Below are 22,475 nucleotides of genomic sequence, written 5' to 3' on the forward strand. Positions count from 1 at the left end.
CGCACGCACCGTGCCGCCGCTCAGGGTCAGCGCCTTGCAGACACCGCCCGCGGCGGCGTAGACGGTGCCGTCCGCGACGGCCGGGGGGACCTGCGCGGTCGCGCCGAACGTCTCGAGCCACAGGCCCTTGCCGCTGCTGAGGTCGATGGCCTGCAGGGTCTTCTCGTTCGTCCAGTGCAGCAGGACGCCGTCGGCGGTGACGGGGTCGTGCCCGCCGCCGGGCAGCCGCCGCCAGCTCGCTTCGAGGCCGGCGGTGGGGAAGTCCCAGCGCTGCTCGCCGTTCACCGGCTCGAAGCCGATGAGCCGCCCGGCGCCACCCGCGAGCAGCAGGCCGGTGCCGGGGTGCTTGCCGGTGCCGGGGGCGTGACCGAGGGCGGTACTGCCACGCCCGGCGGAGACCTCCATGTCCCGCCGGTACAGCCGCTCGCCCTCGCGTGCGCCGATGAGGTGCAGCTCGCTCTCCTCGGTGAGCAGGGCGAACCGCGCGGCGCCCAGGGTGACGGCGGCATTGTCGACGACGTACAGATCATCGCCCTCGCGCAACAGCGCGCCCCCGTAAGCGACTTCACCGATACCGGTCTTCCACCGCACCCGCCCGCGCGGCACCCGCGTGCGTCGGGCGTCGGGCTTGTTGCCGGTGCCGTCGTCGTCCTGGTTCAGCGCGATGGCCGTGGCGGTGGCGACACCGGCGGTGGCGAGCGCGGCACCGGTCCAGGCGAGGAGGCGGCGGCGGGACGGGAGATGGGGGGCCGCCTGGGCCTGGGGCGGTCGCGCGTCGGCCGGGGTGTCCCGCGGGCCCCGGACTCGGGCGCCGGGCACGGCGTCGGCGGGGGCGTTCCGCGGCCCCCGGACGGCGGCCGTGCTCTCCTCGTCGCGCGCGACCAGCTCCGCAACCTCGTCCTCATGGCTGAGCACGAGCTCCGGCACCGGCCCCCGCTCCCACCACGGCGAGTCGTCGGCCCGCGCCCCGCACCACCCAAGCACCTCACCGACCGTAGGACGGTCCGCCGGGTCACGCGCCAGGCAGCGGGCGAGGAACGGGGGCCAGGTGGTGCCCGGCACGCCCGCCAGGTCCGGCTCGTCGTGCAGGGTGCGGTACAGGACCGCGGGGGCGGCGCCCGTGTCGAACGGGGCGCGTCCCGTGGCGGCCAGCGTGAGGACCGCGCCCAGGGCGAACACATCGGCGGCGGGGCCCGGTTCGCCGTCCCGCGCCAGCTGTTCCGGAGCGATGAAACCGGGCGAGCCGATCGCCTCGTCGTCGGCGGTCAGGCTCTCGTCGGCCGCGCTCTTCGCGATGCCGAAGTCGAGGACCTTGGGGCCGTCACGGGTGATGAGGATGTTCGACGGCTTCAGGTCGCGGTGCGTGAGCCCCACCGCGTGCACTCCGGACAGCGCCTCCGCGAGGGCCGCGCCCAGCGTGGCGAGTTCGGCGGGGCCGAGGGGCCCGTGCGCGGCGACGGCGGCCGTCAGATCGGGGCCCGCGCAGAACTCCGTGGCGAGCCACGGCCGTTCGGCATCCGGATCGGCGTCGAGCACCGCCGCGGTGAAGGGGCCCGCGACGGCGCGCGCTGCGACGGTCTCACGGCGGAACCGCTCCCTGAACTCGGCCTCCACGGCCAGGTGTTCATGCATCGTCTTGACGGCCGCGAGCCGCCCCGACGCCGAACGCGCCAGATGCACACGCCCCATCCCGCCCTCGCCGAGCCGCGCCACGATCCGGAACCCGCCGAGCTCGACCGGCTCACCCCGCGTGGACTGTGCCATGCCCCGGCATCCCCTCCGCATCGACCACCCCCCCGGACGATCTGTGCGACGCCTGTGAGTCGTCGTACGGTTGCACCGAAAAAGCATTGGTGCCCCGCCAGTTCACTCTCCTAAAGTGAAGCTCGTCCAGGTGCGAAGGCAGGACTTACTTCCACTCATAATGGGGAGCGGACGGGTTCGAGTCCCGTCTCCGGCACCAACAGGCCGGAGTAGCTCAGGGGTTAGAGCACCATCGTCAGTTCAGCCGAACCGAACTCTGGACACCTGAACTTCACATGTTTCGCACCTCCCGGTGCGCACGCAGCGGCTACTTCCTTCAAAGAATCCATGCCGCCGCCACTTTGATCTCGGGAGGCCTCAACAGCCGGTGTGCGCCCTGCGGCGCGCCCTCGCGCTGTGCTGCCTCCCCCGTCGTACTTCGGAATTCGGGGGAATTCTCATGGCACGCTTCAACACCAAGTCCGCGAAGGCTCTCGTCACTTCGGCGGTGAAGTCGACCGGCCGCACCACCCGTACCCACGAGGGCGGCCGAGGGCACCTCCGTGACCCGCGTTCCGAGCTTTTCCTGCTCGCGGTCGCGAATTTCGTGTCCCAGCAGACCTTTTACGAGTCCGGCGATGACCGCGACGACCGTTTCGCCGTGCTCGTGCGCCGCCTCGCCGTCGAGGACCCGGAGTGGACCGCGGGCCTGCTCGGCTGGCTGCGCGGCGACGGCAACATGCGCACGGCCTCGCTCGTCGGCACCGCCGAGTACGTCAAGGCGCGCCTCGACGCGGACGTGACGGAAGGCCCCGCCAACCGCCAGGTTGTCGCCTCCGTGCTGCGCCGCCCGGACGAGCCCGGCGAGCTGCTCGGCTACTGGACGGCGACGTACGGCCGCGCCATCCCCAAGCCCGTCAAGCGCGGCATCGCCGACGCCGTACGCCGCATGTACGGCGAGAAGGCGCTGCTGAAGTACGACACGGCGTCCAAGGGCTACCGCTTCGGCGACATCCTCAACCTCGTGCACGCCGCGCCCGACCCGGACAAGCCGTGGCAGGGCGACCTCTTCCAGTACGCCCTCGACCGCCGGCACAACCCGGACACCGCTGTCCCGCCCGCGTCCGCCCGCATTCTGGGCGCGCACCGCGAGCTGATGGCGGTGCCCGTCGCCGAGCGGCGCGCGGTGGTGACCGGTGACGGCGGCGCCGAGCGGCTCGCCGCCGCGGGCATCACCTGGGAGGCGCTCGCGGGCTGGCTGCAGGGTCCGATGGACAAGGCGGCCTGGGAGGCCGTGATTCCGTCCATGGGCGCCATGGCCCTCGTCCGTAACCTGCGCAACTTCGACGAGGCGGGCGTCTCGGACGAGGTGGCGGCCGGCGTCGCGGCGAAGCTCGCCGACCCGGCGGAGGTCGCGAAGTCGCGGCAGTTCCCCTTCCGCTACCTCGCCGCGTACCAGCACGCGCCGTCGCTGCGCTGGTCGTACCCGCTGGAGCAGGCGCTCGGCCACTCGCTGGCCAACGTGCCCGCGCTGCCCGGCCGTTCGCTGATCCTGGTCGACCGGTCCGGATCGATGTGGTCGCCGCTCTCGGCCCGCTCGCAGCTCAACCGCGCGGACGCGGCGGCGGTCTTCGGCACGGCGCTCGCGCTGCGGGCGGCGGACGCGGACCTGGTCGAGTTCGGCACAAGCAGCGCCCGGGTGAAGTACCGCAAGGGCGAGTCCGTCCTGAAGGTGCTCGACCGCTTCGGGAGCCTCGGCGGCACGAACACCACCGAGGCGGTGCGCCGCTTCTACAAGAAGCACGACCGGGTCCTGATCGTCACCGACGAGCAGGCGGCGTACAACTACCACGGCGACCCGACCGAGCAGGTTCCGGCGGACATCCCGGTCTACACCTGGAACCTGGCGGGCTACCAGGCGGGCCACGGCGCGTCCGGCACGGGAAACCGCCATGTGTTCGGCGGGCTTTCGGACGCGGCCTTCCGCATGGTGCAGCTGCTCGAGCAGGGGGCTTCGAGCGACTGGCCCTGGGTGAAGTGAGCTGACGGAGGGGGCGGGCGGCGGGCGGGCCGGCCCGCCGCTCGCCCCCTGGACGCCGCCGACGTCAGCGATGCGGCGGCCGTCGTCCGCGCCATGAGTGACCCGCGGCTCCGCCAGATTTTTCCTGAACGGATGCGACGAGAGATCCGGAAGGGATAAATCGGCGTTGACGGAGTCCCGTGGGGCACAAATGTGCGCGTGGTGCAATGGAGTGGCTACGGACCGCTACGGGGAAGCCGTGTTTGTGTGTCGGTTTGATGCCGATGTGAGGACCGTGTGAGCTCGGAGCATGGTGCGGCGGGCTCCCGGGGGCGCATACTCAGGACATGACGAGGCCCCCCGGTACCCGACGCCACCTGCCGAACAGTCCCTTCAACGTTCCGCCGCCGCCCGCACCGCCCATCGAGCAGTTCGCCGTGGGCGACCGGGTCTCGCACGACCAGTACGGACTCGGACGGATCGTCGGAGTCGAAGGCGAGGAAGCGGTGGTCATCGACTTCGCCGGCCGCCAGGGAAGGTTCCTGAGCCCGTACCCCAAGCTGGCCAAGCTCTGATCCGCTGATCTGCGTACGACGAAGGGGCGGCCGCCAGGAGGAGTCGATCCTCCCGGCAGCCGCCCCTGCGCATTTCCCGCGGCGGCTACAGCGCCTGCGCCGCCGGCTTCACCATGCCGCGCACGGTGCGTGACTTCACGAAGTCGCCCATGGCGGTCATTTCCCACTCGCCGGTGAACTGCTTGATCAGCTTGGCCATCATCACGCCCGTCTGCGCCTCGGCGTTGGTGAGGTCGAAGCGGACCAGCTCCTCGCCCGTCGCCGCGTCCAGGAGGCGGCAGTAGGCCTTGGCGACCTGCGTGAACTTCTGGCCGGAGAACGAGTTCACCGTGAAGACGAGGCCCGTCACGTCCTGCGGCAGCCGGCCGAGGTCGACGACGATCACCTCGTCGTCACCGCCGCCCTCGCCCGTGAGGTTGTCGCCGGAGTGCTTGATCGCGCCGTTCACGATCGACAGCTTGCCGAAGTAGCAGCTGTCCACGTGGTTGCGCTGCGGGCCGTAGGCGATGACCGAGGCGTCCAGGTCGATGTCCTTGCCGCGGAACGCGGGCTCCCAGCCGAGGCCCATCTTGACCTGCGAGAGCAGCGGCTGGCCGCCCTTGACCAGGGACACCGTCTGGTTCTTCTGCAGGCTGACGCGGCCCTTGTCCAGGTTGATCTTCCCGGCGCCGGGCGCGGGGGCTGCGGGCGCCGCTGCGGGCGCAGCCGGGGCGGCGACACGGGGGTCGGCGACCGGCGGGGGCGGGCCCTGCACGGGGGCGCCGACCGGCGGGGCCATCGGGGCGGGGGCCGGAGCGGCGGCCGGGGCGGGCGCGGGCTCCTCCACCGAAACCCCGAAGTCCGTCGCGATGCCCGCGAGGCCGTTCGAGTACCCCTGGCCGACGGCACGGGCCTTCCACGCGCCGTTGCGCAGGTAGACCTCGATGACCACCAGGGCGGTCTCGCCGCCGAGCTGCGGGGGAGTGAACGTGGCGAGTACGGAGCCGTCGTCGGCGTTGCGGATGGTGGCGGTGGGTTCGATGCCCTGGAAGGTCTGGCCCGCGGCGTCCGGGCTCGCGGTGACGACGATCTTCTCGATGCCGGGGGGCACGGCCGTCGTGTCGACGGTGATCTTGTCGGGCGTCGTGCCGCCGCCCGACTGATAGGTCACGCCGGGGCCCGCGGGCTGGTTGAAGAAGATGAAGTCGTCGTCGGAGCGCACTTTGCCGTCGGCGGTGAGCAGCAGGCCCGACACGTCGAGCCGCACCGGTGCGGCGACGTCCACCGCTACGCGCGTGGCGGTGAGGGGAATGTTCGAGCCGGGTGTCATAGCGGTCATGCACGGGGTAACGAACATCCCGGCTTTGCCGTTCCCTTACCCGCAGAACTTTTCTCTCGCCCGACGGGCTGGAGGTCCAGCCCGTCCGGCGTTTGAGGACGAACTCGGCGAAGCCGGTGATGTCCGGTACGAGCGCCGCGGGCTACGGCACCACCACGATCTTCCGGCCCACGCCGGAGGCGAACCGCTCCAGAGCCTCGGGGTACGCCGCCAGCGGCAGCCGGTCGCTGATGAAGACGTCCGGGTCGAGGACGCCCCCGGCGAACAGCTCCGCCGCCCGCTCATAGCTGTGCAGCACCGCCATCGACCCGGTGATGGTGATCTCCTGGTTGTAGATCCGGTACGGGTCGATGCTCACGCGCGTCGCGTAGTCCGCCACCCCGAACTGCAGGAACGTCCCGGCCTTGGCGACCCGCCCGAGCCCGTCCTGGATCGCCCCCGCGTTCCCCGTCGCGTCGACGACGATGTCCCAGCCCTGCGGCCGCTCCAGCTCGTCCGCGTTCGCGGCGGAGCCCGAGACGCCCAGCTGCCGCGCCGTGGCGAGGCGGTCCGGGTTGAGGTCCACGACCTCCACGCTCGCCGCGCCCGTCCGCTTGGCGAGCTCCAGCATCATCAGGCCCATGGTCCCCGAGCCGTAGATCAGCACATGCGCGCCCAGCTGGGCGCGCAGCACGTCATAGCCGCGCACCGCGCAGGACAGCGGCTCGATGAGCGCGGCGTCCTGGGTGCGGACGTGCTCCGGGAGGCGTACGCAGTTGGCGACGGGCGCGACGGCGTACTGGGCGGCGCCGCCCGCCGTGGTGACGCCGATCGCGGCCCAGCGCTCGCAGAGGTTGTTGTGGCCGGTGCGGCAGTAGCGGCACTCGTAGCAGTAGAGGGACGGGTCGACGGCGACCCGGTCGCCGACGGCGAGTTCCGTGACCTCGCTGCCGAGCCCCACCACCTCCCCGGCGAACTCGTGCCCCGGCACCACGGGCAGCGTGGGCGCGAACTCGCCCTGGAGGATGTGCAGATCGGTCCCGCACAGACCGCACGCGGCGACTTCCACGACGACCTGGCGCGGCCCGGGTGTCGGGTCCGGGACCTCGGCGACCACGGCCTTGCCGATGGACTCGATGACGGCGGCCTTCATTTCACGGCTCCCAACGACAGGCCCTGGACCAGCTTGTCCTGGGCGGCGAACCCCGCGGCGAGCACCGGCAGGGAGATCACGAGCGACGCGGCGCACACCTTCGCCAGGAACAAGCCCTGGCTGGTGATGAAGCCGGTCAGGAAAACGGGCGCGGTCTGGGCGACGACCCCGGTGAGCACCCGTGCGAAGAGCAGTTCGTTCCAGCTGAAGATGAAGCAGATCAGGGCCGTCGCGGCGATCCCGGGCAGCGCGATGGGCGCCACCACGCGCGCGAGGATGGTCGGCAGTCGTGCCCCGTCGATCTGCGCGGCCTCGATGATCGCGACCGGGACCTCGGCGAGGAAGGACTGCATCATCCAGACCGCGATCGGCAGGTTCATCGACGTATAGAGGATGACGAGCAGCCAGATGTTGTCGAGCATCTCGGCGTTCTTGGCGAAGAGATAGATCGGCAGGAGGCCCGCCACGACCGGCAGCATCTTCGTCGAGAGGAAGAAGAACAGGACGTCCGTCCACTTCTTCACCGGCCTGATGGAGAGCGCGTACGCGGCAGGGAGTGCGAGGAGCAGCACAAGCAGGGTCGAGGCGACCGATGCCACGGTCGAGTTGATCAGCGCGGGCCAGGGGCTCGCGCCGCCGCCCGTGCCGAAGAAGTCGCGGTAGCCGTCCAGGGTGAGCGAGGCGGCGATCGACGGCGGGTTGGTCGCGGCGTCCTCCTCCGAGTGGAAGGAGGTCAGGGTCATCCAGGCGATCGGCAGGAAGAACAGGATGCCGGCCAGCCAGGCGACGAGGCCGAGCCCCGACGCTCCCTTCGTACGGACGGTACGGACGGTACGGACGGTACGGACCCGCGTCACGGCGGTGTTCATGCTGCTCATCAGCGGGACGCCTCCTCACGGAACAGGGACGAGACGACCCGCAGCGCGAAGGTCGCGATGATGATGGAACCGATGACGACGAGGACACCGGCGGCGGACGCCAGGCCGTTCTCGTGGGCCTGGTAGAAGCTCTGGTAGACGGTGTAGGGCAGGTTGGCGGTGCCCAGGCCGCCCGAGGTGATCGTGAAGACGGCGTCGAAGTTCTGCACGATGTACACCGAGCCGAGCAGGGCGCCCAGTTCGAGGTAGCGGCGCAGATGCGGCAGCGTCAGGTAGCGGAACACCTGCCAGTTGCTCGCGCCGTCCATGCGGGCGGCCTCGATGAGTTCGGTGTCGCGGCTCTGCAGCCCGGCGAGCAGGATCAGCATCATGAAGGGCGTCCACTGCCAGATCAGGGAGGCCTCGATGGCGATCAGCGGGGTGTTGGACACCCAGTCGGGCTGCGCGGCGCCGTCACCTCCCACCCAGTGCAGGAGCCCGTTGAAGAGCCCGTACTCGGGGTTGTAGAGCACGTGCTTCCACAGCAGCGCGGCGGCCACCGGCACGAGCAGGAACGGTGCGATGAGCAACGTACGCACCAGGCCGCGGCCCCGGAACTTCCGGTCGAGGAGGAGTGCGAGCGCGAGGCCGATGACGAGGCTCGCGATCACCACGGTGGCCGTGAGCACGATGGTCGTCAGGACGGACTTGCGCAGGTCCGGATCGGTGAGGACCTCGGAGTAGTTGGCGAGTCCGGTGAAGCTGCGGGCGTCGGGGTAGAGGGCGTTCCAGTCGAAGAAGGAGATCACCAGCGTGGCCACGAACGGCAGCTGGGTCACCACGACCATGAAGATCAGGGCGGGAAGGAGCGGGGCCCTGGTGGCCCAGGCGCGCAGCCGTCCCGGTGTCGGTGACTTGGCGGTGGGCACGCGCGCGTGCCCGACGGCGGTGGTGCTCGCGGTGGCGGTCATCGTCCCTCGTACTCCTCGGCGATCTTCTCGGCGAGCTTCTGTGACTTCCTCAGGGCCGAGTCGACGGACTGCCGCCCGGCGATGGCCGCGCTGATCTCCTGGGAGACCTTCGTGCCGAGGTCGGTGAACTCGGGGATGCCGACGAACTGGATGCCGGGCGCGGGCCGGGGCTGTACACCCGGGTCGCGGGGCCTTGCGCCTTCGATGGCGGCGCGGGTGACGTCCTGGAAGGCGGCGGCTTCCTTGCGGTACTCCGGGTTGGTGTACGTCGAGGCGCGCTTGCCGGCGGGGACGTTGGACCAGCCGATCTTCTCGCCGACCAGCTGCTCGTACTCCTTGCTCGACGCCCAGGAGACGAACTTCCAGGCCTTGTCCGGGTTGCGCGAGGCCTTCTGCAGGCCCCAGGCCCAGGTGTAGAGCCACCCGGAGCTCTTGGTCTTCTCCACGGGCGCCGGTACGTAGCCGATCTTGCCCTTGACGGGGGACTTGGCGGACTCCAGGGAGCCGGCGGCGGCGGTGGCGTCGTACCACATGGCGGTCTTGCCCTGAGTGAGGTTGTTCAGGCACTCGGCATAGCCGGACTGGGCGGCTCCGGACTCGCCGTGCTCGCGAACGAGGTCTACGTAGAAGCGAGTTGCCTTCTCAAACTCGGGTGAGTCGAGACGGGCCTTCCACCCCTTGTCGAACCACGTCCCTCCGAAGGTGTTCACCACGGTCGTCAGGGGCGCCATCAGCTCGCCCCAGCCGGGAAGCCCGCGCAGGCAGATGCCCTTCATGCCGGACTCGGCACCGTCCACGTCGGCGGCGAGCTTCGCCACCTGCTGCCAGGTGGGGTGCTTCGGCATGGTGAGCCCTGCCTTCTTGAACACGTCCTTCCGGTACATCAGGAAGGACGACTCTCCGTAGAAGGGCTGTCCGTAGAGCTTCCCGTCGTCGCCGGTGAGCGACTGGCGCATGGGCGGCAGGATGTCCTTCTGGTCGTACGCCTTGTCCTTGCGCGTATACGAACCGACTTCATGCAGCCAGCCGTTGCGGGCGTAGATCGGTATCTCATAGTTGCTGAGCGTCGCGACGTCGTACTGCCCGGCCTGGTTGGCGAAGTCCTGGCTGATCTTGTCGCGGACGTCGTTCTCGGGCAGGACCGTGAAGTTCACCTTGATGCCCGTCTCCTTGGTGAAGTGGGCGGCGGTGAGCTTCTGCAGCTCGACCATCTGCGGGTTGTTCACCATCAGTACGTTGATGGAGTCGCCGCCTGAACCGGTCCCGCCCGCCCCGGCCCAGCAGCCGGAGAGCAGCGGGGCAAGCAGCGTCCCTGCGGCGGCAGCGGCGAGTACGCGCGGCCTCCGTCGGCTCTGGGTTCGCATGAATGCTCCTGGACTTTTGGGGACTTATGGGGTGCTTCGGGGTGTGGTTGGGATGCGGTGGGGTGCTTCCGGGGCGTGCGGAAGCCCGATGCGGCGGGGGCGGGGGAGGGGGGATGCGGCGGGTGTCGTCAGACCCGGATGACCTGCGGCCCCTGGAGGGAGTAGCGGTGTGCCTCGGACGCGGGCAGCTGGCTGCTGGTGACGATGGCCTCCAGGTCGCCGACGTGCGCGAACCGGCAGAAGCTCGTCGCCCCGAACTTGGTGTGCACGCCCGCGAACACGGTGCGCCGCGACGCCCGGATCGCCTGGGCTTTCACTTCGCTGACGGCCGGGTCGGGCGTCGTCAGGCCGTGCTCGCGGGAGATGCCGTTGGCCCCGATGTACGCCAGGTCGATCACGAACCCGGCGAGCATCCGGGTGGTCCAGTGGTCGACGGTCGCGAGTGTGCCCGGACGGACCCGGCCGCCGAGGAGCAGCACGGACATGTTCTCGGCCTCGGCGAGGGCGCCGGCGGTCGCGAGGGACGCGGTGACGACCGTCAGAGCGCGGCCCTTGGTGGCCTCGGGCAGTGCCTCGGCGATCAGCTGCGGGGTGAAGCCCTCGTCGACGAAGACGGTCTCGGCGTCGCCCAGGAGGTCGGCTGCGGCGGTGGCGATCCTTCGCTTCTCCGGGACGTGCATGGTGGTGCGGAAGGCGAGCGTCGTCTCGAAACCGGCGCTTTCCACGGGGTAGGCGCCGCCGTGGGTGCGGCGGACCAGGCCGTGGTCCTCCAGGGCGCGGAGGTCGCGGCGCACGGTCTCCTTGGCGACGCCCAGTTCGGCGGCGAGTGCGGTGACGTCCACGGAACCGGAGTTCCGCGCCGCTCGGACGATCTTCCGCTGACGTTCTTCCGCGGTCATGACCGCCGCCTCCTTCCTCGCCGGATGCCCGTTCGGGCCCTGTGGGGAAGTTCTACAGCGGGCGGCGGCGTGTGAACAGGCTCGGAGCCGGGGCGATGGTGCCCGTGTCTGCCCGTTTGGCGGAGCGGTGGCCTGCGGTCCGGGCGGTAGGGATGCCCGTTCGGTGGGGTGGGGGTGCCCGTTTGGTGCCCGGATGCAGGTTCAGGGCCTTCTCTTTCCCCAAACCCGCCCCTACCCGAATCCCTTCCGGCTGCGCCGGCCGCGGGGTGACCGTCGATCACCGGCTCCGCCGAGTTCGTCCTCAAACGCCGGACGGGCTGAATTACCTGCGGCCAGTCTTGAGAACCACCGGCAGGGCGGGTGGGCCACTGCCGGGTATCGGGTGGGTGGGTGGGAAAGCTTTCGCCGCGGAGCGGCGGTACGGCGGCGCGGCCGACGACGGCGCGTCGACAGGCTGGGGCCGCTGCGGGGCAATCGGGCGGGCGGGCGGGTTGGTCAGTGCGGCCACACCGGAGGGTTCGTGCAGAAGTGGCCGCCCAGGTACGCGTGGTCCGGGTTCGCAGCGTCCAGTTCCCCGTGCTCGGCGACCAGCTTCTCCGCGTACTGCTCAGAGTCGTCCTGCGGCTCATACCCCAGCGCCCGCGCCGAGGAGAGGTCCCACCACAGCCGGGTGTTCGCGGAGGACCCGTACACCACCGCATGCCCCACAGCGGGAGCGCTCAGCGCCGCGTGGAAGAGCCGTGCGCCGTCCCCCGGCGACATCCACACTGACAGCATCCGCACGCTCGTCGGCTCCATGAAGCAGGAGCCGATGCGCACGGAGACCGTCTCGATCCCGTGTTTGTCCCAGTAGAGCTGGGCGAGATCCTCGCCGAAGGACTTGGACAGGCCGTAGAAGGTGTCGGGGCGGCGCGGTGTGTCGACCGGGATCAGCGGGTCGTCCCCGGTCGGCCGCGGCGTGAAGCCCACCGCGTGGTTCGAGGAAGCGAAGACGATGCGGCGCACGCCCTCCTCGCGGGCCGCCTCGTAGAGGTTGTACGTCCCCTCGATGTTGGCCTTCAGGATCTTGTCGAAGGTGGATTCGAGGGAGATGCCCGCCAGATGGACGATCGCGTCGACGCCCCGCACCGCCTCGCGCAGCGCCGCCCGGTCCGAGAGGTCCGCCGTGACCGCCGTTGGCTCGCCCTCGATCGGCCGCATGTCGAGCAGCCGCAGCTCATATCCGTAGGCGGGCAGCAGGCCCCGCATCAGGGTGCCGAGGCCGCCGGCTGCGCCGGTGAGCAGGACGGTGCGGGGAGCGGGCATGAGGGAGTCTCCTCGGATCAGCTGTCGCATTCGCCTTCATATTCGCGTGCGCGTACGACATTCACATGTGTGGACACGCTAGGGATCGGATCACCGCCGCGTCAAGTGTCGTACGGAGGCGGTGAATCCGCTCCTGAATTGCGGTTCTGTTGCACGCCTGCGCGCTTGACCAGGGGTTAGGGCGCGCCTTAGCGTGGACGCGTTCAGAAATATGGACGTGGATCAGAAACGTGCACGCTAAGGGAGAGCCCGTGACGTCAGCACCCCTCGCCGCTCGACTCCGCATCCCCAGCGGGCCACTGTTCTTCCCGGTCACCGCCTACGGCCCTGACGGCCCCGTGAACCTCGACGTCTTCCGCACGCATGTGCGCGCGGGGATCGAGGCGGGCGCGGCGGCCGTCTTCGCCTGCTGCGGCACCGGCGAGTTCCACGCCCTGACCCCCGAGGAGTACGAGGCGTGCGTCGCCGCCGCCGTCGAGGAGTCGGCGGGCCGGGTGCCGGTGGTCGCGGGAGCCGGGTACGGCACCGCCCTCGCCGTGCGGTACGCGAAGCTCGCCGAGGGCGCCGGCGCCGACGGGCTGCTCGCGATGCCGCCCTACCTGGTCGTCGCCGGACAGGACGGCCTGCTGCGGCACTACGCCGAACTGGCCGCCGCCACCTCCCTCGACGTGATCGTCTACCAGCGCGACAATGCCGTGTTCACCCCCGAGACCGTCGTCGAACTCGCCCGTACCGAGGGCATCATCGGCTTCAAGGACGGCCTCGGCGACATGGACCTGATGCAGCGCATCGTCAGCGCCGTACGCAGTGAAGTGCCCGAGGACTTCCTGTACTTCAACGGTCTGCCCACCGCCGAGCTGACCGGACTCGCCTATCGCGGCATCGGCGTGACGCTCTACTCCTCGGCCGTCTTCTGCTTCGCGCCCGACATCGCGCTCGCCTTCCACAAGGCCTTCAACGCCGGGGACGCCGAGGGCGACGCCACCGTGAACCGGCTCGTCGACGGCTTCTACCGGCCCTTCGTGGAGCTGCGCGGCGAAGGCCGTGGCTATGCGGTCTCCCTCGTCAAGGCGGGCGTACGCCTGGCCGGACTCGACGTCGGCGGGGTGCGGACGCCGCTGCACGACCCCGCGGATGAGCACATCAAGCGTCTCGCCGAACTGACCGAGCGAGGCAGGGCGTTGCTGCGGGCGGGGGCGGACGCGTGAGGACCTCCGCCTTCCTCTACCCCTGGGACGTCGTCGGCGACCCCGAGGCGCCCGCCCGCATCGCCGCCATCGGCGTCCAGCAGGTCACCCTCGCCGCCGCCTACCACTCCACCCGCGCACTGACCCCGCGCCACCCCCGCCACCGCATCGTCACCGCCGAGCACGCGGCCGTGCTGTACGAGCCGGACACCCGCTGGCAGGGGCGCGAACTGCGTCCGTACGCGCCGGGAAACTGGGCCCGGGGCGACGCCTACGGAGAGGCCGCCGAGGCGCTGGCGTCCGCCGGGCTCGACGTGCACACCTGGGTCGTCCTCGCCCACAACTCCCGCATGGGCGCCGACCATCCGCACACCTCCGTCGTCAACGCCTACGGAGACCGCTACCCCTGGGCGCCCTGCATCGCACAGCCCGCCACGCGCGCGTACCTGATCGACCTCGCCGCGGAAGCCGCCGTACGCCCCGGCGCGCTCGGCACCGAACTGGAGTCCCTCGGCTGGTACGGCCTCGCGCATCTGCACGCCCACGACAAGACCGCGGGGGTGCCGCTCGGCGAGGCAGGGCAGTACCTGATGTCGCTCTGCTTCTGCGCGGACTGCCGTCAGGGGTACGCCGGACAGGGCCTGGACCCCGACGAGTTGGCCCCCGCGGTCCGCCGCGCCCTGGAGCCCGTATGGCGCGGCGAGGAACCCGCCGGCGGCTGGGCGGCCGTGGAGAAGCTCATCGGCGCCGACAAGGCGGCCGCCACGCGCGCGTGGCGCGACGAGACCGCGCGCACCCTCCAGGAGGCGGCGATCGCGGCGGTGCGCGCGGCCGCGCCGGACGGTTTCCAAGTGCTGCTGCACGCCGACCCGGTGACATACCACTGCGGCGCGAACGCCGGAGTCGACCCCGAGCACATCCTCTCCGTGGCGGACGGCGTGGTCGTGCCCTGCACGGGCGGCGCGGACGCCCTGACGGCCTTCACACCGCACCGCACCGACCGCACCACGCTCGCCGCGAACCTCACCGTCGTCTCCGGCATGGGCGGCAGCCCCGCCACCCTCGCCGCCGACGCCGAGCACGCGGCCGAGCTGGGCGCCGACGAACTGCGGCTCTACCACGCCGGGTTGGCGTCGGACGCGGATCTCGCGCGGGTTCGCAACGCCCTTTCGAGCCTCAAATAGCCCCTGTCGCCCGTGAAGTGAAGACGGTTACCATCCGCGCAACCATTCGCTCCAGTACGAGAAATACGAGGAGACAAGGTGCGCAACAAGGGGATATCGGCGCTGTTCTGTGCCGGGTTCATGGCAGGCGCGGCGGTGCTCGGCGGGGCCGTGCCCGCCGCCGCGCAGACGGGCGGGAGACAGGCCGCCGCACCCGACATCCGGGAGCGGTTGGAGAAGATCCCGGGCATGAAGGTCGTCTCCGTGGCGGACCGCGAGGGCTACCCCCTCTACACGCTCACCTACGCCCAGCCCGTCGACCACGACAACCCCGACGCCGGCACGTTCACCCAGCGCGCCACCCTCTGGCACAAGTCCACGGACAAGCCGACCGTCCTCTACACCGGCGGCTACACCCTCGCCTCCAACACCACCGCCCTCACCAAGCTGATCGACGCCAACCAAGTCAGCGTCGAGCACCGCTACTTCGAGCAGTCCCGGCCGTCGGGCGCGGCCGGCTCCGACTGGTCCAAGCTCACCGTGCAGCAGGAGGCGGCCGACGAGCACCGCCTCACGCAGGCGCTGCGCGGCATCGAGAAGGGCAAGTGGCTGGGCACGGGCGCCAGCAAGGGCGGTATGACGGCGACGTACCACGAGCGCTTCTACCCCGACGACCTGGACGCCGTCGTCGCGTTCGTGGCGCCGAACGACGCCAACAACAAGGACGACAGCGGCTACGAGCACTTCTTCAAGACGGTGGGGACGGCCGAGTGCCGTACCGCGCTCGACGCGGTGCAGCGCGAGATGCTCGTACGCCGTGACGCCCTGATCCCCAAGTTCGAGGCGGACGCCAAGGCCAACGGCGACACCTTCGAGGAGACCCTCGGCACCACGGACCGCGCCTACGAGTTCGCCGTGCTCGACCAGGTGTGGAACTTCTGGCAGAGCGGCACCATCGACAACTGCCCGACCGTGCCCGACGCCAAGAAGGCCACCGACGACGAGCTGTACGACTGGTCCAAGAAGCACGGCTTCAGCGTCTACCAGGACGAGACCCTCGGCACGAACGGCACGGGCCCCTACTACCGGCAGGCCGCCACCCAACTCGGCTGGGCCGACCTGAAGTTCAAGCACCTCAAGGGCGTCCGCCACTACCCGGACATCTACCAGCCCAACTCGGTCCTGCCCGAGGGCATGCGCGGCTCGTACAACAACAGGACCATCGCCGACGTCGACCGCTGGGTGAAGACCCGCGGCAAGCGGATGATGTTCATCTACGGCGAGAACGACCCGTGGAGCGCGGAGAAGTTTACGCCGAGCCACCGCGACTCCTACCGCTACGAGGTGCCCGGCTCCAACCACGGCGCCTCGATCGCCAAGCTGCCCGCCGCCGAGCAGGCCGAGGTCACCGCCACCATCAAGCGCTGGGCCGCTGTGAAGTAGCCGCTTCCGAAGGGGACTTGAGCAGGGGCGCGGCGATCAGCAGCCGCGCTCCCGCCAGGACCGGGAGCAGCAGGCCGTAGTCGACCGTCTCGACCAGAGCCGCGCCCAGCGCGATGCCCAGCGCGGTCGGCGTGAACATCATTGTGTTGGCGGTCGCCGCCGCGCGTCCCAGGAGGGCCACCGGCGTCTCGCGCTGGACCGCCGTCATGCCCGCGATCAGTACGCAGGGCAGGCCGATGCCGTTGGCGAGGCTGCCCGCGAGGGCGGCGGCGTTGTACGGCAGTGCGTGCAGGGCCGCGGCCAGGGCGGTGAGGACGATGCCGGTACCGGCGAACCGCCGAATGCCGACGCGTCGCATCAGCGGCCCCGACGCGATGCCGAGCGCGACGGATCCGGCGCCCTGCACGACGTACAGGACACCTGCGTACGCGGGGGAGCGGCCGAGGCCCGCCACGACCGCGTAGAGCATCGCGCCGCTGATCCCCGAGGTGAGCATGGTCAGTCCGGCGGCCACCACGAGAGCCCGCAGCCGGGCGTTCCCCCACAGGTGCCGGGTGCCCTCGGCGGTCCGCGCCCGCCAGTCGCTGCGAACGGGCGTCGGAGCGCTCTCGTGCACCCGCAGCAGTGCGAACATCCCTGCCGCGAGGACGAAGGTGGCGGCGTCGAGGAGTGCCACGCCGGCGCCGCCGTACACGGCGTAGACACCGGCGCCCGCGAGCGGCGCGACGAGCTTCATGCCCTCGTTCGCGGCCATCCGCAGGCCGTTGAAGTCGCCGGTCAGGTCCTTGCCGACGGCCTGGGGCAGCAGGGCCGCCTCCGCCGCGTCGGTGACGGCGCCGCACGCCCCGTACAGGAGGAGCGCCGCGAAGAGGATCCACAGGGTGCCGGCCGTATCGACGAGCAGGAGGGCGGTGAGCAGGGCGGCCAGGGCCAGGTTCGTGCGGACAAGGAGTGGCCCCCGGCGGGTGCGGTCGGCGAGGGTGCCGAGGAGCGGGCCGATCAGGGTGGGCGCCCACAGGGCGAACGCGCAGAGCGCGGCGAGGCCGTCGGACCCGGTCAGCTCCTTCACCCAGATCCCGGAGACCAGCCACATCGCGGAGCTCCCGAACCCGGAGACCAGCACGGCGCCGAGACAGAGCCGTGCGTCGCGGTTGGCCAGGACCCGCCCTGTTGTCGTCGACGTCATGGCTGGTGAGCGTGGCGCTAAGGCCCCCGGTCCCGCATAGGGCGAAGTCGCTAGATCCGGGCGGCGCGTCGCGATGAGTTCCGGGGGCGGCCGGGGTCTACCAAGGAAGGACGGAAACGACTTGGAGGCACCCATGACGGAGATGATCGACTTCGCGCCGCAGGCCCGGCTCGTGGCGGGGGTCGCGGAGCGCGTCACCGATGAGCAGCTCTCGGGGCCCACGCCCTGTCCGGAGTACGAGGTGCGCCATCTGCTGGGGCACCTGGTCGGTCTCACCGGCGCGTTCCGTGACGCCGGGCGCAAGGACATGAGCCCGGTGCTCGACCAGGACCCGGGGGACCACGTGCCGGAGCTCGGTCCCGGGTGGCGTGCCGAACTGCCCAAGCTGCTCGACGAGTTGGTGGAGGCATGGCGGGATCCGGCCGCGTGGGAGGGCATGACCCGCGCGGGCGGCATCGACCTGCCCGGAGCCGTCGCGGGCATCGTCGCCCTGGATGAACTCGTCGTGCACGGCTGGGACCTGGCGCGCGCGACGGGCCAGGCGTACGCCCCTGACGAGGCGAGCCTCGGGGCGGCCCAGGCGGTGTTGACGCCCCAGGAGGGCGACGAGTCCTCCAGGGGCGGCCTGTTCGGGAATGTCGTCGCGGTGCCGGACGATGCCCCGCTCCTCGACCGAGTGATCGGCCTCAGCGGCCGCGATCCGGGCTGGACGCCGGGCATGTAGCGGCAGGCGGTTGCTCACGGATCAGGTATCGATCGAGTAAAGGGTCTCCCCGGGGTCTCGCGGGGGCCCGCGTGATGCGCGTAGACAAGGCGCGTAGACAGGCTTTGACCTGCTCACCTTGTTGCCCCTACGTACACATACGCAGACACTGATCCGGAGAGACCGCTCTATGCGCAAGTCCCTACGGGTGGCGGGTATCGCCACCGCATGTGCCGTCGCCGGCGCCGCGCTGTACGGCACCGGCGCCGCCACCGCCGACAACGCCTCGGCGCGGCACACCGCCGAGCCGCAGAACATCGGCCTGCTCGTCGGCGAGATCGACGACTACTACGGCGCGTACCAGGACGCCGACGGCGTCTGGCGCTCATCGCCCGACAGCCCCTACGCCAAGGACCTGGCGCGCATCCAGGCGAAGGCGAAGAAGGACATCAGGAAGGCCGCGGCACACGGCGCGAAGGGTGCGGGCCACGGCAAGAAGCCCGCGATCGTCCTCGACGTGGACGACACATCGCTGCTCAGCTTCGACTACGAGAAGACCACCAACTTCACCTACAACAGCGCCACTTGGGACGCCTACGTCAAGGCGGCCAAGCGCCCGGCGGTCTTCGGCATGCCCGAACTCGTCACGTACGCCAAGGGCAAGGGCGTCGAGGTCTTCTTCCTGACCGGCCTGAGCGAGGCGCAGCGCGAGGGCGCCGTCACCAACCTCGCCAAGGCCGGGTACGAGACGCAGCTGGACAAGCAGCACGTGTTCACCAAGGACAAGATCAACCCGCCCGCCTATCTGAGCGACTGCGCCACGCCCGCCAAGTGGGAGTGCAGCACCGTGCAGTTCAAGGAAGGCACTCGCAAGCACATCGAGTCGAAGGGCTACAACATCGTCGGCAGCTTCGGCGACCAGCTCTCCGACCTCGCGGGCGGGTACGCGGACAAGACGTACAAGCTGCCGAACCCGACGTATTTCGTCGAGTAGGCACCGGAGATGCCGGGGGAGGCTCGGCATCGCGAGCTAGCTTGCATTCCTGACTAGGTCGCTTTACGGTCTAGGTAGCTCACATGCTCATGGGGCCGTGCGGCACGCGCCGCGCGGCCCCTTCGGGAAGGGGGATCCCATGACCGTCTCGCCGGACTTCTCGGCCGCGTCCACGGCCGTCACCGCCGTGCTCGGCGCCTATCTGCTGCTCGGCGAGCCCTGGCTCGGCCGTCGCGTCTACGGCTCGCTCGCGCGCCGCCGCGACACCGAACCACGCGCTCTCGTCCGCTACTTCACCTTTGTGCTCGCCTTCTGGTGGGTCCTTGCCGCCCTCGCCGTGGCGGTGCTGCTGCTCTCGCCGGGCATGGCCGCCGCCGACCTCGGCATCGCGGCGCCCGATTCGCCGGTGACCGCGGCCGTCGTCATCGTCGTGATGGCAGTGGTCTCCGTGACGTCCGGGCGCAAGATGCGCGCCCTCGCCGCGGGCGGCAGGAATGTGCCGGGGCTCGCCTCCATCCAGGCGATGCTGCCGCGCACGCCACAGGAGCGCCGCCTCGCGATCGCCGTCGCCGTCACCGACGGCCTCTGCGCCGAACTCGTCTACCGCGGGCTCCTGATCGCCTTCGGCGTCGGCGTGCTCGGCCTCAACCTCTATGTGGCGGCGGCTCTTTCGGTGCTCGTGTACGCCGTCGCAGGCTTCTACCAGGGCCGCAGCGGCGTCCTCGCCTTCGGCTTCGTCGGGGCGCTGTTCGCCGGGCTCTATGTGGCGAGCGGCAGCCTGCTGCTGCCCGTCGCCGTCCATATCGCCCTCTCCGTACGGGACTTGACCCTCCCCGAACCGGAGCCGATCGGTTCCGTGCCCGCGTACGAGCCGGCCTCGAAGGGAAGTTGAGCGTGACCCCACCCGCGTCCTCGGGCGCCAAGACCGACCGTCGGGCCAGCTGGTTCAAGGGCGTACTCGATCTGCTCGTCCTTGCCGGCCTCACCGACGGCGAGAGCTACGGCTACGAGATCGCCAAGCTGCTCGGCGCCGCCGGGTTCGGCCAGATCAAGGGCGGCACGCTCTACCCCGTGCTCAACCGCCTTGAGGAGGCGGGCCTGGTCGTCGCCGAGTTCCGGGCCACGGAGAAGGGGCCGGGGCGGCGCTACTACTCCCTCACGGACGCGGGGCGCGAGACCCTCGGCGAGCAGGGCGGACTGTGGCTCGCCTTCGACGCGTCCGTACGTGAGGTCCTGGGGAAGGCGGGTGTGCGATGAGCCTGAGCTACTTCGATGACCTGGCCGGTCGGCTGCGGGAGCACGGGGTGCCCGCCGAGCGTGTCGAGGCGACCGTCGCGGATCTGCGGGCGCACCTGGAGGAGTCGGGCGGGGCGGAGCCGGAGGCCGAGTTCGGGCCCGTGGAGGAGTTCGCCCGGGATCTGGCGCCTGCCGGGGGAGAGGGGCGGCCCGAGGTTCCTGACGCGCACATCGAGACGTGGCGGTGGACCGCCGACACGTACGTCGACGAGGAGTTGCTGAACCGCTTCGGCGGTGAGGGGTGGGAGGTCGAGCGGGTCGACGCGCTCGGGCGGTTCGTCTGCCATCGGGATCTTGAGCGGCCGCAGCGGTGGGAGTACCGGCGGGAGCTGGTCACGCGGGGGCGTGAAGGGCTTGACGAGCGGCTTGCTCCCGAAGGGTGGGAGGCGTGCGGGAACTGGATCGTGTACGCGTGGTTCAAGCGGCCTCGGGCCGCGAGTGTTGGTCCTGGGGCGGAGATTTCGGCGCCGCCGGGGGTTCCCCTGCGGGGGCGGTTCTTCAGCCGGCGGTTTTATGTGCTGGTGGGTGTTGTGGCCGTGGCTGTCGTCCTGGCGGGTGTTGCTGTTGCCGTCGATGACGGCGACGCCAGCAGTGGGTTCGGCTTCGCCGGGGGGCTGTTGGTGGGGGCGTTGGTGCCGCTTGCCTGCCTTTGGGGCTGGCAGGTGTGGAAGTCGCGGCGTTGACCTCCGCGGGGTGCCCGTCGCTTTCTTCGGCACCCCGCGGCTGTGGGCACAGCGGGAGCGGGTGGGTGGCTGCGCCCACGGCAGGAGTGGGCGGGTGGCTGCGCCCACAGCCAGGCCGGCTGTGCGCCGGGGCTACGAGTTCAGGGCCGCCTGCATCATCGCCTTGGCGATCGGCGCCGCCAAGCCATTGCCGCTTACCTCTGACCTTGATGCGTCCGAGGACTCCACGATGACCGACACCGCCACCTCCTTGCCGTCGCCGCCCTTCGCGTACGACGTGAACCAGGCGTACGGCGTCTTGCTGTTGTTCTCACCGTGCTGGGCCGTGCCCGTCTTGCCGCCCACGTCCGCGCCGCTGATCCGCGCGTTCGTGCCCGTGCCCTCCTCGACGACCGTCTCCATCGCGGACTGCAGCTCGCCCGCCGTGTCCTCGCTCATCACCCGCTCGGAGTCCGGGTCGTCGTACGACTCCAGGGCATCGCCGTTCGAGTCGGTGATCTGGGACACCATGTGCGGCGACACCAGCTCGCCGCCGTTGGCGATCGCGGCCGAGACCATCGAGATCTGCAGCGGCGTCGCCGTCACGTCGAACTGGCCGATGCCGGTCAGGGCCGTCTGTGCCTTGTCCATGTCGGAGGGGTAGACGCTCTTGGACGCGCGCACCGGCACGTCCAGCTTGTCGGCGTTGAAGCCCATCTTCTCGGTCATCGACTTGACCTTGTCCTGGCCCAGGTCGACGGCCATCTTCGCGAAGACGTTGTTGCAGGAGTACTGCAGCGCCGTACGGATCGTCGCGTTCTCGCAGGGCGCGCTCGCGTTCTCGTTCTTCAGGACCGTGGTCGTGCCGGGCAGCGTGTACGGGTTCGGGCTGTCGGTCTTGGTGTCGGCGGAGGCGTAGAGGCCGTCCTCGAGAGCCGCCGCCGCGACGACCAGCTTGAACGTGGACCCCGGCGGCAGCGGCTGCCGCAGCGCGCGGTTGACCATCGGCTTGTCCTCGTCGCCGGTCAGCGCCTTCCACTCCTTGGAGTCCGTGGAACCGCTGATGTCCGAGGGGTCGTACGACGGCGTCGAGACCATGCCGAGGATCTTGCCGGTCTTCGGGTCGATCGCGACCGCCGCGCCCTTCTTGTCGCCCAGGGCCTTGTACGCGGCCTTCTGCACGGCCGGGTCGATGGTCGTGACCACGTCACCCGGGTCGGCGCGCTTGTTGGTGACCGTGTCCAGCGGGTTCTTCAGCCGGTTGTCGGTGCCGTCGAGGATGTCCTTGTAGATGCCCTCGATCTGCGTCGCCCCGTACACCTGAGAGCTGTAGCCCGTGACGGCCGAATAGAGATCGCCGTCCTTGTACGTGCGCTTGTACGCGAGGTCGCCGCCCTTCGTCCGCTCGGAGCCGGTGATGGCGTCACCGCCCACGATGATGTCGCCCAGCGGGTTCGCGTACTGCTCGATCGCGTTGCGCCGGTTCAGCTTGTCGTCCGCGAGAGCCTTCGAGTCGTAGAACTGCACCCACGTCGCCCGCACCAGGAGGGCGAGCACGAGCAGCAGCGTGAAGACCGAGGCATGCCTGATCGTCTTGTTCATCCCGTGAAAGGACGAGCGGCACGGATGCTTTCGTTCCGTTCTGCCGGGTTTCTTA

General features: G+C 70.4%; 19 protein-coding genes and 1 pseudogene. 10 read left to right on the forward strand and 10 right to left on the reverse strand.

Features of this window, described 5'->3' with window-relative positions:
- Window positions 1-51: 51 nt before the first annotated feature.
- Window positions 52-1,851, reverse strand: a pseudogene (locus OG453_RS45365) (protein kinase); the annotation flags it as partial.
- Window positions 1,852-2,203: 352 nt separating this feature from the next.
- Between OG453_RS45365 and OG453_RS15805 the strand changes: the two are divergent.
- Both OG453_RS15805 and OG453_RS15810 read left to right on the forward strand, forming a co-directional pair.
- Window positions 2,204-3,784 carry a TROVE domain-containing protein gene (locus OG453_RS15805; protein WP_266868373.1) on the forward strand — a complete coding sequence of 527 codons (1,581 nt, stop codon included), beginning with the start codon at window positions 2,204-2,206 and terminating at the stop codon, window positions 3,782-3,784.
- 326 nt (window positions 3,785-4,110) lie between these two features.
- The gene (locus OG453_RS15810) at window positions 4,111-4,338 is read left to right on the forward strand and encodes a CarD family transcriptional regulator (protein WP_135329399.1); all 228 of its coding nucleotides are present in this window, start codon (window positions 4,111-4,113) and stop codon (window positions 4,336-4,338) included.
- Between the two features lie 85 nt (window positions 4,339-4,423).
- On the opposite strand, the gene OG453_RS15815 is transcribed toward OG453_RS15810, so the two are convergent.
- The 7 genes from OG453_RS15815 to OG453_RS15845 all read right to left on the reverse strand — a co-directional run bounded on the left by OG453_RS15815 (window position 4,424) and on the right by OG453_RS15845 (window position 12,184).
- Window positions 4,424-5,647 carry a TerD family protein gene (locus OG453_RS15815; RefSeq protein WP_266869885.1) on the reverse strand — a complete coding sequence of 408 codons (1,224 nt, stop codon included), beginning with the start codon at window positions 5,645-5,647 and terminating at the stop codon, window positions 4,424-4,426.
- A gap of 151 nt (window positions 5,648-5,798) precedes the next feature.
- On the reverse strand, window positions 5,799-6,788 hold the full coding sequence (locus tag OG453_RS15820) for a zinc-dependent alcohol dehydrogenase family protein (protein WP_266868376.1): 990 nt from the start codon (window positions 6,786-6,788) through the stop codon (window positions 5,799-5,801).
- Entirely contained in the window at window positions 6,785-7,657 is an 873-nt protein-coding gene (locus tag OG453_RS15825; RefSeq protein ID WP_266869886.1) for a carbohydrate ABC transporter permease, read from the reverse strand. The genes OG453_RS15820 and OG453_RS15825 overlap by 4 nt, the downstream gene beginning before the upstream one ends.
- Before the next feature lie 8 nt (window positions 7,658-7,665).
- Window positions 7,666-8,616: a sugar ABC transporter permease gene (locus OG453_RS15830; protein ID WP_323178634.1), complete on the reverse strand. Its 951-nt coding sequence runs from the start codon at window positions 8,614-8,616 to the stop codon at window positions 7,666-7,668.
- Window positions 8,613-9,980, reverse strand: a complete 1,368-nt coding sequence (locus OG453_RS15835) for a sugar ABC transporter substrate-binding protein (RefSeq protein ID WP_266868378.1) — start codon at window positions 9,978-9,980, stop codon at window positions 8,613-8,615. Before OG453_RS15835 ends, OG453_RS15830 begins: the two co-directional genes overlap by 4 nt.
- Before the next feature lie 128 nt (window positions 9,981-10,108).
- Window positions 10,109-10,879, reverse strand: coding sequence for a DeoR/GlpR family DNA-binding transcription regulator (locus OG453_RS15840; protein WP_266868379.1), 771 nt, complete (start codon window positions 10,877-10,879; stop codon window positions 10,109-10,111).
- A 495-nt stretch (window positions 10,880-11,374) separates the two neighbouring features.
- Window positions 11,375-12,184, reverse strand: coding sequence for an NAD(P)-dependent oxidoreductase (locus OG453_RS15845; protein ID WP_266868381.1), 810 nt, complete (start codon window positions 12,182-12,184; stop codon window positions 11,375-11,377).
- 251 nt (window positions 12,185-12,435) lie between these two features.
- On the opposite strand from OG453_RS15845, the gene OG453_RS15850 reads away from it, so the two are divergent.
- The 3 genes from OG453_RS15850 to OG453_RS15860 all read left to right on the forward strand — a co-directional run bounded on the left by OG453_RS15850 (window position 12,436) and on the right by OG453_RS15860 (window position 15,977).
- Entirely contained in the window at window positions 12,436-13,392 is a 957-nt protein-coding gene (locus OG453_RS15850; RefSeq protein WP_266868383.1) for a 5-dehydro-4-deoxyglucarate dehydratase, read from the forward strand.
- Window positions 13,389-14,555 (forward strand): hypothetical protein, encoded by a 1,167-nt coding sequence (locus OG453_RS15855; protein WP_266868385.1) that lies wholly within the window; start codon window positions 13,389-13,391, stop codon window positions 14,553-14,555. Before OG453_RS15850 ends, OG453_RS15855 begins: the two co-directional genes overlap by 4 nt.
- Window positions 14,556-14,633: 78 nt before the next feature.
- Complete coding sequence (locus OG453_RS15860) at window positions 14,634-15,977, forward strand: S28 family serine protease (protein WP_266868387.1); 1,344 nt, start codon at window positions 14,634-14,636, stop codon at window positions 15,975-15,977.
- On the opposite strand, the gene OG453_RS15865 is transcribed toward OG453_RS15860, so the two are convergent.
- Window positions 15,952-17,163 (reverse strand): MFS transporter, encoded by a 1,212-nt coding sequence (locus tag OG453_RS15865; RefSeq protein ID WP_266868389.1) that lies wholly within the window; start codon window positions 17,161-17,163, stop codon window positions 15,952-15,954. The two genes, OG453_RS15860 and OG453_RS15865, sit on opposite strands and share 26 nt — an antisense overlap.
- Before the next feature lie 133 nt (window positions 17,164-17,296).
- Here OG453_RS15865 and OG453_RS15870 point away from each other — a divergent pair, with 133 nt between their 5' ends.
- From OG453_RS15870 to OG453_RS15890, 5 genes are all read left to right on the forward strand, one after another.
- Window positions 17,297-17,887, forward strand: a complete 591-nt coding sequence (locus OG453_RS15870) for a TIGR03086 family metal-binding protein (RefSeq protein ID WP_266868391.1) — start codon at window positions 17,297-17,299, stop codon at window positions 17,885-17,887.
- A 169-nt stretch (window positions 17,888-18,056) separates the two neighbouring features.
- Window positions 18,057-18,860, forward strand: a complete 804-nt coding sequence (locus OG453_RS15875; RefSeq protein ID WP_266868393.1) for an HAD family acid phosphatase — start codon at window positions 18,057-18,059, stop codon at window positions 18,858-18,860.
- Window positions 18,861-18,999: 139 nt separating this feature from the next.
- Window positions 19,000-19,752 carry a CPBP family intramembrane glutamic endopeptidase gene (locus OG453_RS15880; protein WP_266868395.1) on the forward strand — a complete coding sequence of 251 codons (753 nt, stop codon included), beginning with the start codon at window positions 19,000-19,002 and terminating at the stop codon, window positions 19,750-19,752.
- Window positions 19,753-19,754: 2 nt separating this feature from the next.
- A complete protein-coding gene (locus OG453_RS15885; RefSeq protein ID WP_266868397.1) occupies window positions 19,755-20,117 on the forward strand; it encodes a PadR family transcriptional regulator in 363 nt (120 codons plus the stop codon).
- Window positions 20,114-20,839 carry a hypothetical protein gene (locus tag OG453_RS15890; protein ID WP_266868399.1) on the forward strand — a complete coding sequence of 242 codons (726 nt, stop codon included), beginning with the start codon at window positions 20,114-20,116 and terminating at the stop codon, window positions 20,837-20,839. Before OG453_RS15885 ends, OG453_RS15890 begins: the two co-directional genes overlap by 4 nt.
- A 132-nt stretch (window positions 20,840-20,971) precedes the next feature.
- Here OG453_RS15890 and OG453_RS15895 read toward each other — a convergent pair whose 3' ends face one another.
- Complete coding sequence (locus OG453_RS15895) at window positions 20,972-22,420, reverse strand: penicillin-binding protein 2 (protein WP_266868401.1); 1,449 nt, start codon at window positions 22,418-22,420, stop codon at window positions 20,972-20,974.
- Window positions 22,421-22,475: the final 55 nt, after the last annotated feature.

Source organism: Streptomyces sp. NBC_01381 (assembly GCF_026340305.1).
Lineage (GTDB): Bacteria > Actinomycetota > Actinomycetes > Streptomycetales > Streptomycetaceae > Streptomyces.

What these genes read in the sequence shown, in the direction of transcription:
- OG453_RS15805 (WP_266868373.1), top strand. Translation starts at nt 2,204, where the DNA reads ATGGCACGCTTCAACACCAAGTCCGCGAAGGCTCTCGTCACTTCGGCG.
- OG453_RS15810 (WP_135329399.1), top strand. Translation starts at nt 4,111, where the DNA reads ATGACGAGGCCCCCCGGTACCCGACGCCACCTGCCGAACAGTCCCTTC.
- OG453_RS15815 (WP_266869885.1), bottom strand. Translation starts at nt 5,647, where the DNA reads ATGACACCCGGCTCGAACATTCCCCTCACCGCCACGCGCGTAGCGGTG.
- OG453_RS15820 (WP_266868376.1), bottom strand. Translation starts at nt 6,788, where the DNA reads ATGAAGGCCGCCGTCATCGAGTCCATCGGCAAGGCCGTGGTCGCCGAG.
- OG453_RS15825 (WP_266869886.1), bottom strand. Translation starts at nt 7,657, where the DNA reads ATGAACACCGCCGTGACGCGGGTCCGTACCGTCCGTACCGTCCGTACC.
- OG453_RS15830 (WP_323178634.1), bottom strand. Translation starts at nt 8,616, where the DNA reads ATGACCGCCACCGCGAGCACCACCGCCGTCGGGCACGCGCGCGTGCCC.
- OG453_RS15835 (WP_266868378.1), bottom strand. Translation starts at nt 9,980, where the DNA reads ATGCGAACCCAGAGCCGACGGAGGCCGCGCGTACTCGCCGCTGCCGCC.
- OG453_RS15840 (WP_266868379.1), bottom strand. Translation starts at nt 10,879, where the DNA reads ATGACCGCGGAAGAACGTCAGCGGAAGATCGTCCGAGCGGCGCGGAAC.
- OG453_RS15845 (WP_266868381.1), bottom strand. Translation starts at nt 12,184, where the DNA reads ATGCCCGCTCCCCGCACCGTCCTGCTCACCGGCGCAGCCGGCGGCCTC.
- OG453_RS15865 (WP_266868389.1), bottom strand. Translation starts at nt 17,163, where the DNA reads ATGACGTCGACGACAACAGGGCGGGTCCTGGCCAACCGCGACGCACGG.
- OG453_RS15870 (WP_266868391.1), top strand. Translation starts at nt 17,297, where the DNA reads ATGACGGAGATGATCGACTTCGCGCCGCAGGCCCGGCTCGTGGCGGGG.
- OG453_RS15875 (WP_266868393.1), top strand. Translation starts at nt 18,057, where the DNA reads ATGCGCAAGTCCCTACGGGTGGCGGGTATCGCCACCGCATGTGCCGTC.
- OG453_RS15880 (WP_266868395.1), top strand. Translation starts at nt 19,000, where the DNA reads ATGACCGTCTCGCCGGACTTCTCGGCCGCGTCCACGGCCGTCACCGCC.
- OG453_RS15890 (WP_266868399.1), top strand. Translation starts at nt 20,114, where the DNA reads ATGAGCCTGAGCTACTTCGATGACCTGGCCGGTCGGCTGCGGGAGCAC.
- OG453_RS15895 (WP_266868401.1), bottom strand. Translation starts at nt 22,420, where the DNA reads ATGAACAAGACGATCAGGCATGCCTCGGTCTTCACGCTGCTGCTCGTG.